Source organism: Cohnella panacarvi Gsoil 349, from assembly GCF_000515335.1.
Lineage (GTDB): Bacteria > Bacillota > Bacilli > Paenibacillales > Paenibacillaceae > Cohnella > Cohnella panacarvi.
Genome location: NZ_KI911563.1, coordinates 1,030,297 through 1,045,265, shown reverse-complemented (window position 1 = coordinate 1,045,265; position 14,969 = coordinate 1,030,297). Strand labels below are relative to the sequence as shown.

At 56.4% G+C, this 14,969-nt stretch carries 16 protein-coding genes; 9 read left to right on the top strand and 7 right to left on the bottom strand.

All coding sequences use genetic code 11. From position 1 onward, the window contains the following. The first annotated feature begins 14 nt into the window (after positions 1–14). The 3 genes from COHPA_RS0105000 to COHPA_RS22985 all read left to right on the top strand — a co-directional run bounded on the left by COHPA_RS0105000 (position 15) and on the right by COHPA_RS22985 (position 3,841). Positions 15–1,976: a glycoside hydrolase family 15 protein gene (locus COHPA_RS0105000; protein WP_027085104.1), complete on the top strand. Its 1,962-nt coding sequence runs from the start codon at positions 15–17 to the stop codon at positions 1,974–1,976. A 125-nt stretch (positions 1,977–2,101) separates the two neighbouring features. Continuing rightward, entirely contained in the window at positions 2,102–3,085 is a 984-nt protein-coding gene (locus tag COHPA_RS0104995; RefSeq protein WP_027085103.1) for an aldo/keto reductase, read from the top strand. Positions 3,086–3,127: 42 nt separating this feature from the next. After that, the gene (locus COHPA_RS22985; RefSeq protein WP_027085102.1) at positions 3,128–3,841 is read left to right on the top strand and encodes a DUF1361 domain-containing protein; all 714 of its coding nucleotides are present in this window, start codon (positions 3,128–3,130) and stop codon (positions 3,839–3,841) included. Here the strand turns inward: COHPA_RS22985 and COHPA_RS0104985 are convergent. Continuing rightward, complete coding sequence (locus COHPA_RS0104985) at positions 3,838–4,671, bottom strand: AraC family transcriptional regulator (RefSeq protein ID WP_027085101.1); 834 nt, start codon at positions 4,669–4,671, stop codon at positions 3,838–3,840. The genes COHPA_RS22985 and COHPA_RS0104985 overlap by 4 nt on opposite strands. Positions 4,672–4,787: 116 nt before the next feature. Here COHPA_RS0104985 and COHPA_RS0104980 point away from each other — a divergent pair, with 116 nt between their 5' ends. The 3 genes from COHPA_RS0104980 (at position 4,788) to COHPA_RS0104970 (ending at position 10,779) form a co-directional block, all read left to right on the top strand. Beyond that, a complete protein-coding gene (locus COHPA_RS0104980; protein ID WP_027085100.1) occupies positions 4,788–6,830 on the top strand; it encodes a beta-galactosidase in 2,043 nt (680 codons plus the stop codon). 176 nt (positions 6,831–7,006) lie between these two features. Continuing rightward, positions 7,007–8,806, top strand: a complete 1,800-nt coding sequence (locus COHPA_RS0104975; protein WP_027085099.1) for a PAS domain-containing sensor histidine kinase — start codon at positions 7,007–7,009, stop codon at positions 8,804–8,806. Positions 8,807–9,099: 293 nt separating this feature from the next. Continuing rightward, positions 9,100–10,779, top strand: coding sequence for a PucR family transcriptional regulator (locus tag COHPA_RS0104970; protein WP_027085098.1), 1,680 nt, complete (start codon positions 9,100–9,102; stop codon positions 10,777–10,779). Positions 10,780–10,843: 64 nt separating this feature from the next. Here COHPA_RS0104970 and COHPA_RS24965 read toward each other — a convergent pair whose 3' ends face one another. The 6 genes from COHPA_RS24965 to COHPA_RS0104940 all read right to left on the bottom strand — a co-directional run bounded on the left by COHPA_RS24965 (position 10,844) and on the right by COHPA_RS0104940 (position 12,805). Beyond that, a complete protein-coding gene (locus COHPA_RS24965) occupies positions 10,844–10,957 on the bottom strand; it encodes a sporulation protein YjcZ (RefSeq protein ID WP_084760361.1) in 114 nt (37 codons plus the stop codon). Between the two features lie 116 nt (positions 10,958–11,073). Beyond that, positions 11,074–11,460, bottom strand: coding sequence for a spore germination protein GerPE (locus tag COHPA_RS0104960; protein ID WP_027085097.1), 387 nt, complete (start codon positions 11,458–11,460; stop codon positions 11,074–11,076). Next, positions 11,453–11,668, bottom strand: a complete 216-nt coding sequence (locus COHPA_RS0104955; RefSeq protein WP_027085096.1) for a hypothetical protein — start codon at positions 11,666–11,668, stop codon at positions 11,453–11,455. Before COHPA_RS0104955 ends, COHPA_RS0104960 begins: the two co-directional genes overlap by 8 nt. After that, complete coding sequence (gene gerPC, locus COHPA_RS0104950; RefSeq protein ID WP_027085095.1) at positions 11,665–12,333, bottom strand: spore germination protein GerPC; 669 nt, start codon at positions 12,331–12,333, stop codon at positions 11,665–11,667. Before gerPC ends, COHPA_RS0104955 begins: the two co-directional genes overlap by 4 nt. A 14-nt stretch (positions 12,334–12,347) precedes the next feature. Next, positions 12,348–12,563, bottom strand: coding sequence for a spore germination protein GerPB (locus COHPA_RS0104945; protein WP_035120082.1), 216 nt, complete (start codon positions 12,561–12,563; stop codon positions 12,348–12,350). Continuing rightward, positions 12,563–12,805: a spore germination protein gene (locus COHPA_RS0104940; RefSeq protein ID WP_027085093.1), complete on the bottom strand. Its 243-nt coding sequence runs from the start codon at positions 12,803–12,805 to the stop codon at positions 12,563–12,565. Before COHPA_RS0104940 ends, COHPA_RS0104945 begins: the two co-directional genes overlap by 1 nt. Before the next feature lie 154 nt (positions 12,806–12,959). On the opposite strand from COHPA_RS0104940, the gene COHPA_RS0104935 reads away from it, so the two are divergent. The 3 genes from COHPA_RS0104935 to yidD all read left to right on the top strand — a co-directional run bounded on the left by COHPA_RS0104935 (position 12,960) and on the right by yidD (position 14,906). Further along, the gene (locus COHPA_RS0104935) at positions 12,960–13,418 is read left to right on the top strand and encodes a hypothetical protein (protein ID WP_027085092.1); all 459 of its coding nucleotides are present in this window, start codon (positions 12,960–12,962) and stop codon (positions 13,416–13,418) included. Positions 13,419–13,490: 72 nt separating this feature from the next. Beyond that, positions 13,491–13,691 carry a hypothetical protein gene (locus COHPA_RS0104930; protein ID WP_027085091.1) on the top strand — a complete coding sequence of 67 codons (201 nt, stop codon included), beginning with the start codon at positions 13,491–13,493 and terminating at the stop codon, positions 13,689–13,691. Positions 13,692–14,657: 966 nt separating this feature from the next. Next, a complete protein-coding gene (gene yidD, locus COHPA_RS0104925; RefSeq protein WP_027085090.1) occupies positions 14,658–14,906 on the top strand; it encodes a membrane protein insertion efficiency factor YidD in 249 nt (82 codons plus the stop codon). The last annotated feature ends 63 nt before the right edge of the window (positions 14,907–14,969 follow it).

Genomic DNA, 14,969 nt, shown 5'->3' with positions numbered 1-14,969 from the left:
GGAGAGGAACCGATATGGCGCGCCATCTGGTCATCGGCAACGGCAAGCTGCTCGTCAACCTGGATAATCACTGCTTTGTAAGAGACGTATATTTCCCTTTCGTAGGGCAGCAGAATCACGTCAATGGGCATGCGTGCCGATTCGGTGTCTGGGTTAACGGCGCATTCGCATGGCTGGACGAACCGGAATGGACGATCGAGCTAGGCTATATCGAGGATTCGCTCGTCACCAACGTCATCGCCAGACATGAGCGGCTTGGCGTCGAGCTTCAGCTTAACGACGGCATTCACCAGCGGGAATGCATTTATCTGAAACGCGTCGTCGTCCGCAATCTCGGCGACTCGCCGAAAGACGTGCGCGTGTTCTTCCATCACGATCTGATGATCGACGGCAACGAAGTCGGGGATACGGCGGCTTTCTATCCCGAGAACCGGACGCTGTTCCACTACAAGCGATCTTCGTACTTCATGTTCAACGGCCGTTCGGAGCATGGCGGGATTTATCAATACTCGACGGGAATCAAACGGTTCCATTCGGCGGAAGGCACGTGGAGGGATGCCGAAGACGGGGAACTCATGGGCAATTCGATCGCCCAAGGCTCCGTAGACAGCACGATCAGCTTTCGGACGACGGTGCCGGTCGGCAACGAGCGGACGATCTACTATTGGATGTCCGTCGGCACGGACATGGAAGAAGTCAAACGGCTCGACCAGTACGTGCAGGAAAGCCACCCGGAGAAGCTGCTCAGCCGGATCGTCATCTATTGGAACCATTGGCTGTCCCGGGTTAGCGGACGATACGGCGATTTGCCGGCGGGCGTCGTTCGCCAGTTCAAACACAGCTTGCTCATCGTCCGGACGCAGATCGACGAGCGCGGAGCGATATTGGCGGCGAACGATACGGACATTCTGCAATACAACCGCGACCATTACAGCTATATGTGGCCGAGAGACGGCGCCTTGATCGCCGACGCGATGTCGCTCGCCGGCTATCACGGCACCGTCGCTCCGTTCTTTCACTTTTGCGCGCGCAACCTGACTCCGGACGGCTACTTGCACCACAAGTACAATCCGGACGGCACCGTCGGCTCCAGTTGGCATCCGTACGTCGTCCAAGGCGTGCCGCGTCTGCCGATCCAGGAGGACGAAACCGCGCTCGTGCTGTACGCCTTATGGAAAGATTACGCCCGGCACGGCGAGATCGAGCTGCCGCAGGCGCTCTACAACACGCTCGTGCGCAAGGCGGCCTCGTTCCTGTGCGAGTACATGGAACACGGCCTGGGCTTGCCGAAGCCGAGTTACGACCTGTGGGAAGAACGGTACGGCATCTGGACGTATACGTCGGCATCGGTCTACGGCGGATTGATGGCGGCCGCTTATTTCGCCGACTTGTTCGGCGATTACGACCGCAGCGACCGGTATCGCAACGTCTCCGAGCAGATCAAGCAAGGCATCGTAACGCATCTGTGGGATGAAGCGTCCGGCAGATTCGCGCGCGGATTGACGTGGCAAGACGGCCAGTGGGTAAAAGACATGACGGTCGAAAGCAGCCTATTCGGCTTGTTCGAGTTCGGCGTCCTGCCGGCGGAAGACGAGCGCGTCGCGAAGACGATGCGCGCCATCGCAGAGAAGCTAAGCGTCCAAACCGACGTCGGCGGCATTGCCAGATATACGAACGACTACTACTTCCGGCAGTCGGACGATATCGACAAAGTGCCGGGCAACCCCTGGATTATCTGCACGCTGTGGGTCGCCAGCTTTCAGATCGAAACCGCGCGCGCGGTCGAAGATTTGGCGGAGCCCAGGCGCACGCTCGAGAAAGTGGCGACGTTCGCGATTCCCGGCGGCAACTTGCCGGAGCAATTGCAGCCGGAGAACGGATCGCCGCTTTCGGTGGCGCCCCTGACTTGGTCGCACGCGACTTACGTGCAGACCGTGTGCAAGTATGTGCGCAAACTGGAGCAATTGTCTTCCTAGCGACAACGCTGCCTCCCGATCCTCGCGCCGGCGCCCGACGGGCATTGGCGCGGGGATTTTGCTATAATAGAATGCAGTTGGCTATAGTTGCCAAGCGCTACTGACGTAAAGGGGATATGAGGAGCATGAAGTATCGTCCATTAGGCAAAACGGGCTTGAACGTTAGCGAAATCAGTTTCGGGACATGGGCCATCGGCGGCTCATGGGGGCAGACGGACGAGAAGGAGTCCCTCAGGTCGCTGGACAAGGCGATGGACGAGGGCGTCAACTTCTTCGATACCGCCGACGTATACGGCGACGGCAGAAGCGAGCGATTGCTCGCGGTCGCGACCAAAGGCAAAGAGGACCGCATTCATATCGCGACGAAGTTCTGCAGAGCCGGGGATATCCACGATCCGAATACATACTCCGGGGAGCAAGTGCGTCAATATTGCGAAGCGAGCCTTTCGCGGCTTCAGCGGGAGACGATCGATCTGTACCAGATCCACTGTCCGCCGCTGTCGATCCTGAAGGACGGCGCGGTGTTCGAAACGCTCGATAAGCTGCAGGCCGAAGGTAAAATCCGGGCCTACGGCGTCAGCGTCGAATCCGTGGAGGAAGGTTTGTTCTGCCTGGAACAGCCGCGCGTCGAAGCGCTTCAGATCATTTTTAATATTTTCCGCCAGAAGCCGATCGCGGAGCTATTGCCTAAAGCGCAGGAGCGCCAAGTCGGACTGCTTGCGAGATTGCCGCTCGCGAGCGGGCTGCTGACCGGCAAGTTCTCGGAAGACGCCTCGTTCGAGGCGGAGGATCATCGCCACTTCAACCGGAACGGCGATGCGTTCAACGTCGGGGAGACGTTCGCGGGCTTGCCGTTCGGCAAAGGCGTCGCCTTGTCGCGGGAGCTGGCCTGGATCGGGGAAGGCCGCGGCAGCATGACGGAAGCAGCATTGCGCTGGATTCTCGATCATCCCGCGATCACTTGCGTCATTCCGGGATTCAAGAACGTTCGCCAAGTCGAGCATAATCTCGCGGCGCAGCACGTTCCGTCCTTCACCGATGCGGAGCTTGCGCGTCTGAAAGCCTTTTACGACCAAGAGGTTCATAGCCATATTCGCGGATCGTATTGATCCAAGGAGCTGATCGGGGTGCGGGGTGAAAGTAAAGGGGTTGTGAACCGTACAATCGTTGACCCGCTGTTCTATATCCTCACCGTGACATCCGTATTGTGCGCGATTTTAGTCTCGTTCCGCGCTTCGCGGGTCGAGTTTATGGACTTGCGTTTTCTGATCTGGAACTTGTTCCTGGCGTGGTTGCCGCTCGTCTTCTCGATGGCCGCCCTCGCATGGACGAGGATCGCGAAGGGCGCCTCGCTCGCCGTCGGGCTATGCGTATGCGGCGTAGCGTGGCTGTTGCTCTTCCCGAACGCGCCTTATTTGATGACGGATTTGATTCATCTGATCTTCGCCGGAAGATGGCTCGATTACGACGTGGATGGATTGCTGCTGTGGTTCGATCTGGTTCTCGTCTTTCTGTTCACGTGGTGCGGGCTGCTGCTCGGCTACGTCTCGATGAATCAGATTCACGCCATCGTGCGGCACTACTGGGACGCCGCCACCGGTTGGGCTTTCGTCTTCGCGACGTCCATGCTCGGCGGCTTCGGCGTCTATCTTGGCCGCATCGTGCGGCTCAATAGCTGGGACGCGCTTCATCCGCTGCGTATCGTCGACGACGTGGCGGGCGCGATCCACTTTAATTCGATCGCCTTCTCGATCCTGTTCGGAACGCTCATCCTGATCGTATACGTATCGCTGTACGCCATTACGCTGCAAAGCCGCAGCAACCCGCAAACGCCTCAAGATTCGCCGCGCTCGCCGCCGCTTTAAGAGGACGGGCCGTGAAGCTTGCGGTACTTCTCGGGCGTCATGCCTTCTTTCTGGCGGAAAGTCGCGATGAAGTGGCTGGCGTCCCTGAAGCCGACCGCTTCTCCGATCTGGCGAACGGTCATCTCCGGCCGCGAAGGCAGCCATTCCTTCGCTTTGCGAAGCCGCAACGTAATGAGATATGCATATGCCGGCTGACCGAACGATTCCTTGAATCGTTCATTCAGCTGCCGCGCGCCGATTCCGAGCTGCGCGGCCATTGCCGCCAATCCCACATCGGGGTTGGCGTATTCTATTTCCAGCCACGCGAGCAACTGCTGCAAACGCTCCAACCGTTTGGACAGAGAGGGGAGCTGGTTGTTCGTCCCGTGCGTCTTCAGCAGCGTCAGGAATCGATACAGTTCGGCTGAATTGCGCCATCCCGCGGGATCTTGGCCGGATTCCGCCAAGTCGAGCACGGATAGAAGCGCGTCGGTCATACCGGTTTCCGACTCGTCCCATTGGAACTTCGCCGACGCATTCCCGAACAAAGCGCTGGCGCACGCGGCGGCCATGCTTCCGGTGAACGTCAAATACGCCGTATGCCAGCGACCGTTGTTAGCGGAATATACGTGGGGTACGTTCGGATAGAGCAGAAACCCGGTCCCTTCGGGAAGCTTCCAGGTCGTGCCCAGCGCGTGCATCTCGCCTTCTCCTTCAATCGTATGAAGCCAATGAAAGCAAGGGTAACCGTCCGGCCGGTTCATGTATTCCTCGTGAGGAGTGAGGCCGACGGTCTCGATCTGCAACGGAAGCTGCTCGGCGGCGATGGGGGCGACGAAACGGCGCAGCATAGGTTACCTCCAGATTGTTATATCCTTGGTCCATTATATTATATAGGACGCGGCATATATAGGGATTATAATCGGAGCTGAGGAGATAAATTATCCTATGGGCGATGAGGTGCGAGATGATTAATAAGGCAAAGCCGAAAATTTGGTACGGCGGCGATTACAATCCCGATCAATGGGAAAAACCGGTCTGGGACGAAGATTTGCGGATGTTCAAGCTGGCCGGTATCGACGTAGCGACATTAAACGTCTTCGCATGGGCGCTTAACCAGCCCGACGAACGAACGTATACGTTCGACTGGCTCGACGAGATGATGGACAAGCTTCATGCGGACGGCGCGGGCGTCTGCTTGGCTACGAGCACGGGAGCGCATCCCGCTTGGATGGCGAAACGATACCCCGACGTGCTTCGCGTGGATTTCGACGGACGCAAGCGCAAGTTCGGCGGACGTCATAACTCGTGCCCGAACAGTCCGACTTACCGCAAGTACTCGGTTCGGATGGCGGAGAAGCTCGCTGAGCGGTACAAGGATCATCCGGCGCTGCTCATCTGGCACGTATCCAACGAATACGGCGGTTACTGCTATTGCGACAATTGCGCGGAAGCCTTCAGGGAATGGCTGAAGGCTCGTTACGGATCGCTGGACGTCGTTAACCGCGTCTGGAATACGCGCTTCTGGGGACATACGTTCTACGATTGGGACGAGATCGTTCCTCCTAACGCGCTCAGCGAGGAATGGCGAGGCTGGAACGGACGTACGGCGACGAACTTCCAAGGAATCTCTCTCGACTATTGCCGATTCCAATCGGACAGTCTACTCGAATGTTATAAGCTCGAGTACGCCGCACTGAAGAAGCATACGCCGGACGTCCCGGTAACGACGAACATGATGGGCGCGTTCAAGGAACTCGACTATCGGAAGTGGGCCCGACATCTCGACGTCGTCTCCTGGGACAACTATCCTTCGCTCGACACTCCTTACAGCTATACGGCGATGATGCACGATCTGATGCGAGGGTTGAAGGACGGTCAACCGTTCATGCTCATGGAGCAAACGCCGAGCCAGCAGAACTGGCAGCCGTACAACTCCTTGAAGCGCCCTGGCGTCATGCGCCTTTGGAGTTACCAAGCGGTCGCCCATGGAGCGGATACGGTCATGTTCTTCCAATTGCGCCGCTCGATCGGTGCGTGCGAGAAGTACCATGGCGCGGTCATCGAACACGTCGGGCACGAGCATACGCGCGTGTTCCGGGAGTGCGCGGAGCTAGGCGCCGAGCTTCATAAACTCGGCGATGCCGTCCTCGATTCGCGGGTGCAAGCCAAAGTGGCGATTCTATTCGATTGGGACAACTGGTGGGCGGTGGAATTGTCCAGCGGACCGACGATCGCGCTCAAATACGTCGAGGAGGCCCATAAGTTTTACGACGCCCTCTACCAAGCGGGCATCTCCGCTGATATGATCGGCGCGGACGCGGACCTCGGTGGCTACGACGTCGTAATCGCGCCGGTATTATACATGGTGAAGCCGGGCGTTGCCGACCGGATCGAGCGTTTCGTGAACGAAGGCGGCAAATTCGTCACGACGTACTTCAGCGGAATCGTCGACGAGAACGACCGGGTGACGCTGGGCGGATATCCCGGCGAGCTTCGCAAGGTGCTCGGCATCTGGTCGGAAGAGATCGACGCGCTGTTGCCTTCGCAAAGCAATCGCATCGTCATGAAGCGGACCGATGGCGGATTGCGGCAGAGCTATGCGGCTTCCATGCTGTGCGACCTCGTTCACTCCGAAGGGGCGGAAGTCGTCGCGGAGTACGGCGAAGACTTCTATAAAGGCATGCCTGCGCTGACCGTTAACAAATGCGGTTCCGGCGAAGCATGGTATTTGGCCACAAGTCCGGAAACGGCCTTCCTCCGCGATTGGCTGCCGGGACTGTGCGCGGATGCCGGCGTTAAGCCTCATCTTCAAGAGGTGCCGAGCGGCGTGGAGACGACGCTGCGCGTCAAAGACGGCAGGCGGTTGTTGTTCGTCCTCAACCATAACGCCGATGCGGTAGACGTCAAGCTCGGCAATGTCGGCGGGACGGATCTGCTGAGCGGCAAGCCGTTAAGCGGAACCGTCTCCCTTGCGGGCCGCGGCGTTTGGATTATCGAACTACAATAAGGAAAGATAACGTAAGGCTGAGCGGACTTTTTTCTGCTTAGCCTTATTTCTATAATTTTGTTAAAATTCGTCTTCGAGCAAGGAATTTCACGATGAATCGGGAATTGTTACCAAGTGAGAGCAAGAGAGATTGTCGAATAATATCCGAATTCAGGGTGAGGACCATTTTATCAAAAGTGCTATCCGACGATCGCAAAAAGCTGTTGGTGCTGAAGACGTTCCTGAATCGGACTTCCGACAGCGTGTTCATAACGGACGAGAAGGGCATCACGCTTGATGCCAATCGGAAATTCGAAGAGCTTTACGGTTGGACGCGCGAGGAGGTTATCGGCACAATGATGCCTATGACGCTAGAGAGCCTTGCGCTCGCCAGCGCGTCTTCCGAACGATCCGAGCTTAGAGACAGCATTGATCTGCAAGGGCTTAAGAGACATCGCAAAGACGGGAGAACCGTTCTTGTCGACGTAGCCGTAGCTCCCGTTCGCGACGATGAAGGAGCCGTATTCGCGTACGTCATCATCGAGACCGACGTCACGGGACAGAGACGCGCGGAGGAGAAGCTGAAAGAGAGCGAGGAACGGTATAGAATATTGATCGATACTTTGCCGGAGCCGATTGTCGTCTATCAAGACAACATGCTCGTATTCGCCAATCCGGCCGCTTACCAATCGATGGGAGCAGAGCATCCAAGCCAACTGCTCGGCCTCGATATCTCTTCCTTCGTGGATGCGGAGGATCTAGAGAGGATTGTCGCCGACGAGATAGATCCCATCAAGCAACCCTCCACGGATAACGTCATTCGGATCGTTCGATTCGACGGTACCGTCATTCAGGTCGAATTCAGCGCCGCGCAAATCGAGTACGAGGGCAAACCTGCCATGCAATTTCTATGTCGCGATATTACGGAGCAGAAGAACGCGGCGGATAAATTGGCAGCCAAGGAAAGGGAGCTGAGCCGCATTCTGAAGCTTTCCCCCGAGCCGATCGTTCTTACGCAGTCCGGCGTCATTACTTTTCTGAACGATAGAGCTATTCAACTATTAAGGGGAACTTGCGCCAGCCAATTCGTCGGCCGGCACATCTTGAGCATCTTCAGCGAGAGCCAACATCAGATTCTGGAGGATAGAATGCGACGCGTCGTCGAATCCGAGGAATATATGGAATTCATCGAATTAAAGCTGCTGCCGCTCGAAGGCGAGGCGATCGACGTCGAGGCGGCTTCCATTTGCGTGCGCAAATATTTGGAGCAGCCGGTCGTGCAGATCGTTATCCGCGATCTCACCGATCGCAAGCGCGCCGAGGAGATGATCCGCAGATCCGAGAAGCTGTCCATCGCGGGAGAGCTTGCCGCCGGAGTGGCGCATGAAATCCGCAATCCGCTTACCGCCTTGAGAGGCTTTATGCAGCTGTTGAGAGCCAGAAATACCGATTACGTCGACATCATGCTGATGGAGATCGACAGAATCAGCTTTATCGTGAACGAGTTTATCGGGATGGCTAAGCCGCAGGCACTGAGATTCGTCGAGTGCGATCTGAAGCAGTTGATCGAAAGCGTGATGACGTTCATGCAGCCGCAGGCGCTCCTATTCAATGTTCAGATGGAGCTGAAGGTCGCAGGGGACATGGATAAGCCTCTCGTCGAGTGCGAACCGAATCAAATGAAGCAGGTCTATATGAACGTTCTCAAGAACGCGATCGAATCGATGCCGCGAGGCGGAAAAATCGAGATCTCCATCGCGGACGATATGGATGGTTATCTTCTGACGCGGATCGTGGATCAAGGCGTTGGCATTCCCGAAGAACGGTTAGGCAAGATCGGGGAGCCGTTCTTCTCGCTCAAGGAGAGCGGCACCGGACTTGGGTTGATGGTGTGCAATCGGATCGTCGAAGCTCACCGGGGGAAGCTCAATATATACAGCGTCGTCGACAAAGGGACGACGATCGAAATCGCTTTGCCGCTGCGTGCGATTTCATGATTTCGCAATAAGATTTCCGAATAAGGAACGACGAGAGCCGGCTTCAAAGTCTTCGCGACTTTGAAGCCGGCTTTTTCTGAAGAGGCTGTTGTATGCCATGCACAGTGCCAAGTTGCGATTATTAGCAACAATCCCTAAAGACAATTGCGTGCATATGTAATATTATATTACATAACGACTCAATTTTTCGTTAATCACGATAATCTACGTTAGTGTATGTAACGTTTACGAACGTATAGCATCGATTTTTCGTCGCATGACGAGATAGGGATGAGTGTCGAGGGGGTTGCACAATGGCCATGCTGCCGCGCAAGGAATCATCTACCGCTAAATCAGCCGCTGAATCTATATTTACAGTGAACGAATTAATGGCCGTTCCGCTCATGAGGGATGCCAAGCTCGTCGCAGGCCAATCCGGCCTAGACCGCGCCATCGCCAGAGTCAGCGCGATGGAGCTGCCTGACATCGAGTCATGGGTCAAGCCGGGGGATTTCTTAATGACGACCGGCCGTCTATTCCAGGATGAGCCCGAACGTTTCCTGCAGCTTGTCCCGGAGCTGGTCAAGCGAGGGGTTGCCGCCATGGGGATCATGGCGAAACCCTATTTAAAGGACATTCCGAGCGAGGTGAAGAAGGAGGCGGATCGGTTCGGATTCGCGCTGGTAGAGCTTCCGCCGGACCTCGAGTTCTCGGATGTGGTCAGGGTGTGCATGGAACGGGTGCTCGCGCTCGAGACGTCCCAGCTCTCCGATCTGCAGAACCGGATTCAGAGCATGACCCGGCTGCTCCTTGAGGGCGGCGGATTATATCCTTTCCTGGACGCATTGGAGGGGATGCTTGGCAATCCGGTCGTCGTCGTGCGGGAGCAGGATAAGTCCTGGCTGTCGACGAGCATACGGAACGCGGACGCCGTGGAAATCTCGTCGCTCCTGCAATCCTTCTCTTTCAAACCGTTCGTACGCGGCGCCGCATACGGCTTCTCGATGCTTCAGAACGGTTGCCGGGTGTACGCGAGCCCGATTCCGTCCCGAAACATGAACCAAGCGTGTCTCGTTCTGTTGGAACGATACCGCGATATCTCGTCTATCGATGCTTTAAGCATCGATAGACTGTCCACCCTGGTCGGCTTGGAGATGGCGAACGTCGAAGCCGTGCGGGAAGTCGAAGGCAAGTACTTGGACCAATTCCTGCAAGATTGGTTGACGGGCAAAATCGTCTCCGATGCCGATTGGAAGCTGCGAGCCGACGTATGCGGGTGCACGATTCCCGAAGGTTCGCGCATGTGCGCCGTATTGGCAGGATGGCGCCAGAAGGAGCCGAATGCCGAGAAGCTTAGGGAAGTCACGCGCCGTCTTCGGTCCGAACGATTGCGTTCGATCGAAGGGTTGTTCGCCGCGCCGATCGGGAACGATCTCGCCTTGGTCCTGCCGCTGGGTAAAGGATCGCTAGGGGATCAACAGGCTGCCGAAGGGATCGATCAGCTGCTCGGCAGATTGTTAGCCGAACTTCGCCCGGTTCTAGACGACAAGGAATTGAAGCTATACGCGGGCCGGGTCGTCGACCGTTACGACGGCTTGCACGGCAGCTGGTCGCAAGCCGGACGGGCGAGGCAAGTCGCGGAAGTATGCGGATTGCCTGGGGAAGTGATCACATACGACCGGCTTGGCGTATATTCGCTGCTGTACCTCATTCCGCCGGGGGAAGAGAGGGAGCAATTCCTGCTGCGGTTCGCCGCTCCGTTGCAGCAAGCCGACCGCAAAGGCGGCGGACGGCTGGTCGAGACGCTCGAGATGTTCTTCCGCTGCAACGGCAACATCAAGCTGACCTCGGAGAAGCTGTATGCGCATTACAATACGATCGTCTACAGGCTCGAGAAAATCCAATCGATACTCGGCGTATCTTTGGACGATCCGGAAGAGCGCCTGCAGTTGCATCTCGCGCTGAAGCTCGGACAGATCGCGACGGACTCCTGAATGTTCAAAAACCTTGCCGACCGCGATCGGCAAGGTTTTCTTATGGTGCGCGACTGCTTACGACTTAATAGCCGGCACGTAGGATGATAACGAGCAGGATGAAGAGAACAAGAACGAAAGCAGCTGTTCCCATAACCCCGTGACCACAGCCAACTGCACCTGCAACCGGATAACTCATCTGTGCAAACCTCCCGCGCTTGTAGTGATGTGATGGCGAATCACAATGTCAGCATATGGCGGGGGGCGTAATGACTCCTGTGCGTTTGTACCGGATCGACCGATAATCCCGATAATTCAGCGAATGCCCGGGTTGTTGAAATGGCGGATATGCAAGACGCGGGTTTGAGCCGTGAGCGGGCCGCCGCAGCCTGCCCGCAGTAAAGCGGACGACGATAAGGCGGTTACGTCGATGCATCCGATTTCGATATCGGGGGAAGGACGATCGATGCGAGTTCCGACGGTAATGCCGGTATGAAGCTGAAGCAGCGGCCTCGTAAACAGCCCGTAAGAGGCGAATCGCACATCGTCGCCTTCATCATTGTTCGCGACGGCTCGCTGCACCGCGATCGCGCGGGATTTCAGGTTCGTTGCGTTGTTGTCCCCGAATTGAGCGACGGACGATGAGCCGACGGTATTGAGCGCGATCGATACGATTCGCGTCGTTCGTTGTCCTTTAGGCATTCGTGTCCTCCTCGGGCAAGCTTGGCAGCGGAGCAAGCGGACCGACGATGACGGACTCCGGCGGCGTATCGAAGAACGAGTAAAGCCGGATCGATTCCGTGTCGCCTAGCAGCATAGAGGCAGAGCTTGAAATCCCGAGAATTCGAATGGAGCCGACTTTGATCGGTCCGTTCGCGACGGTTAGGCTATACGGGGGCGGTATCATCATGGCGGCGATATTTTCCTTTCGGGCGGGGCTATTTTTTGCAAATAGGCGGCGAAGGCGCCGTTAATGTCTCTTGTCGTTTTCGTCTTGATCTCGTCGTCCCAACGGCGCTTCTCCTCATCGGTGCCTTTGTCCGGGTAAGGTTTCATCGTGACGTAATAGCGGACTCTCTCTCTTAATTGCCCTCTTACGTCCTGAACGATTCTCGCGCGGTGAGCGTCGTCGAGGGAGACGCCGTACCGCGATTCGATCGCGATTAGGGCTTGCGTGCCCTCGGAGTCCATATAACGATACATATCGTTCTGCATTCTGCTCAGCGGATCGTCGGCGTCTTGACCGTCGTCATTGGCGGGCGCTTGTTGCACGCTCCAGTTCGCGCTCCCCGGCGTTTCGAGCGATTCGATGTCCGGCATGCCCTGGGGGCTAATCCCGACGTTAAGCGTCCCTTCAAGGCGATTGACCTTCAATTGGTCAAAATGGTATTCGACGTGCAGCGGGGGTTTGCTACGGACGTCGTCGAGCTGCTTTTGCAGAGATTGGAGTTGGGCGGTTATTCGTTGGAGCATTTGCTCGGACGCATAGAACCGTTGCAGCAGAGTCGGCCAATCGCAGATCGGGGAGACCGGTCCTTTGGCCGTCCCCGGGCCCTGATTCGACGGCAGGTACATGGAGGCTGCCTCCTTTATGTCGGATTGGGAAGTGGAACGAGCGAAAGCGACGAGAGCGCCTCTCCGACTTCCCCGATTTCGGGAGCGGGCTCGGTGAAGCCTCCCGTATTGTAAAGCTGGGATAACGATTGGATGCTGCCCGCGCAACCGATCTGCAGCACCGCCGAGTTAGAGACGGCTTCCACGCGCAATTGGCCGATCGTGATCGACTGTTTGACGTTTAAGGTCATCATCCGACGATTCCCCCCGCCCCGGTAGCCGTGTTATCGGATGAATCCTGAAGATCCGTATCGTTGGTGTTCGTCGCGCTTACGGCGTTATTGCTGCGGGATAAATCCCCGGTAAGGAACGACCCTGCTCCCGCGTAAGTTTTGGAAGTGCTGGAGGGTGATACTTGCAGACTGTCGCCGAATTGGACCACGCTGCCAGAGCCGACGCTTAGTATTTTGACGTTGCCGACGATACAAGGCATAGTGTAAGCGACTCCTTTGCTGTGGCGTCTTGCAACAGTGTATGAAGGCGATCGCCCAGAGGTTCATCCTTGAAGCGATCGAGCGGCGCGCACGGCTGGGCTGAATAGGCATATGCTGAATGATAAGCGTCGGTCAGGGAAGGCAGGGTGGGAGATGGGCTCTTTTTTCGACAGCGGGCCGCTTCCGGATTGGAAGATCGTTCAGGAGTGGTTGGGCCGCGATCTGCCGTGGAAGCTCGTGGAGCAATGGGATAAGCAAGGTGATCCCGCGTGGCTGAATACGTACGTGAAAAATATGATGGAGAGAGCTAAGAAAGATGCAAGCGCGAAGACGAAAAACGCGTTGCGGATGGAAGTGCACAAAGACGCCAAGTTCGTTACCGTGTCGATGGCGATGAATTCGGATGCCGAGCTTCGCGGGCTGCAACTATTCGCGACGTCGGACCGGCTGAAGGTGACCGGGATGCCGAATAACGGCAAGCAGACGATCCGGTTGCCTTGCTTTGTCTACCCCCGTACCGGAAGAGCCGCGATTCGCAAAGGAAGGCTGGTCGTACGCTTCAAACGAAGACCCTCGGATAAGAACGAGTACGAATTGTTTATAGAGCCGTAAATCGGTATAATGCTAGAGGAATCTATCTAGCGTACGGACTATTCAATCGATACCTTCCAAGGGGGCAGCTTTGTGAGTTTGGTTAATGTCGAGGACGTCTCGCTCGCGTTGTTCGTTACCGGCGTGATCTTCATTCTGATGATCGGTTCGTTCTTAAGCTTAGGAGTCTTGCGGTTATTCCAGGAGAACAAGCGGCAAGGGTTTCTGTTCTTGGCGCTGTCCGTGGTTTCCGTCGCGGGGTTGGTCTTCACCGTGAATACTTGGTTCGCTTAGCGAGAACAACGCGCAAAGATGAGGGTGCCCTGGAGGGCATCTTCTTTTTTATGCCCGTTGAACCCGCCATGCCATTCCGCCGCTGTAACGGCCTGGGAGACCGTTGTGAAATCCCGATCAGCTAGCCACAATTCCGTCTTTGGGTCTGCATTAGAGGTCAAATCGACCTCTAAACCGACGTTTCTCCGCCAAGTGCCGCAGTAGAGGTCAAATCGACCTCTAAACCGACGTTTCTCCGCCAAGTGCCGCAGTAGAGGTCAAATCGACCTCTAAACCGACGTTTCTCCGCCAAGTGCCGCAGTAGAGGTCAAATCGACCTCTAAACCGACGTTCTTCAGCCAAGTGCCGCAGTAGAGGTCAAATCGACCTCTAAACCGACGTTTCTCCGCCAAATGCCGCAGTAGAGGTCAAATCGACCTCTAAACCGACGTTCTTCAGCCAAGTGCCGCTGTAGAGGTCAAATCGACCTCTAAACCGACGTTTCTCCGCCAAATGCCGCAGTAGAGGTCAAATCGACCTCTAAACCGACGTTTCTCCGCCAAGTGCCGCAGTAGAGGTCAAATCGACCTTTAAACCGACGTTCCTCCGCCAAATGCCGCAGTAGAGGTCAAATCGACCTCTAAACCGACGTTCCTCCGCCAAGTGCCGCAGTAGAGGTCAAATCGACCTCTAAACCGACGTTCTTCCGCCAAGTGCCGCAGTAGAGGTCAAATCGACCTCTAAACCGACGTTTCTCCGCCAAGTGCCGCAGTAGAGGTCAAATCGACCTCTAAACCGACGTTTCTCCGCCAAATGCCGCAGTAGAGGTCAAATCGACCTCTAAACCGACGTTTCTCCGCCAAGTGCCGCAGTAGAGGTCAAATCGACCTCTATTCCGACGCCGCACCCTGAACTTAGCCAACGTTTGACTTCGGTTGCTCTCTCCTGCATAGTTAGAATATACAGCAGCAGGGAGTGAGATCGCGGATGCTTAGACGAACCGTTCAGCTTCCGATCCGGTTCTACCGAAAATTCATCTCGCCGCTAAAGCCGCCGACTTGCCGATTCGCGCCGACCTGCTCGCAATACGCGCTCGAAGCGATCGAAGTCCACGGCGCGGCCAAGGGAACCTACTTAGCCGTCGTTCGCATTTGCAAATGTCATCCGTTCCATCGCGGGGGGTTCGACCCCGTCCCGCCCCGGAAACCTCGGAAGCGAGCGGAATCGGGGTTATAATCTTTCAGGTGTTCCGCGATTTGAAGTTGACAACGCCGCGTCTATTCGGCTATATTGTGGGCA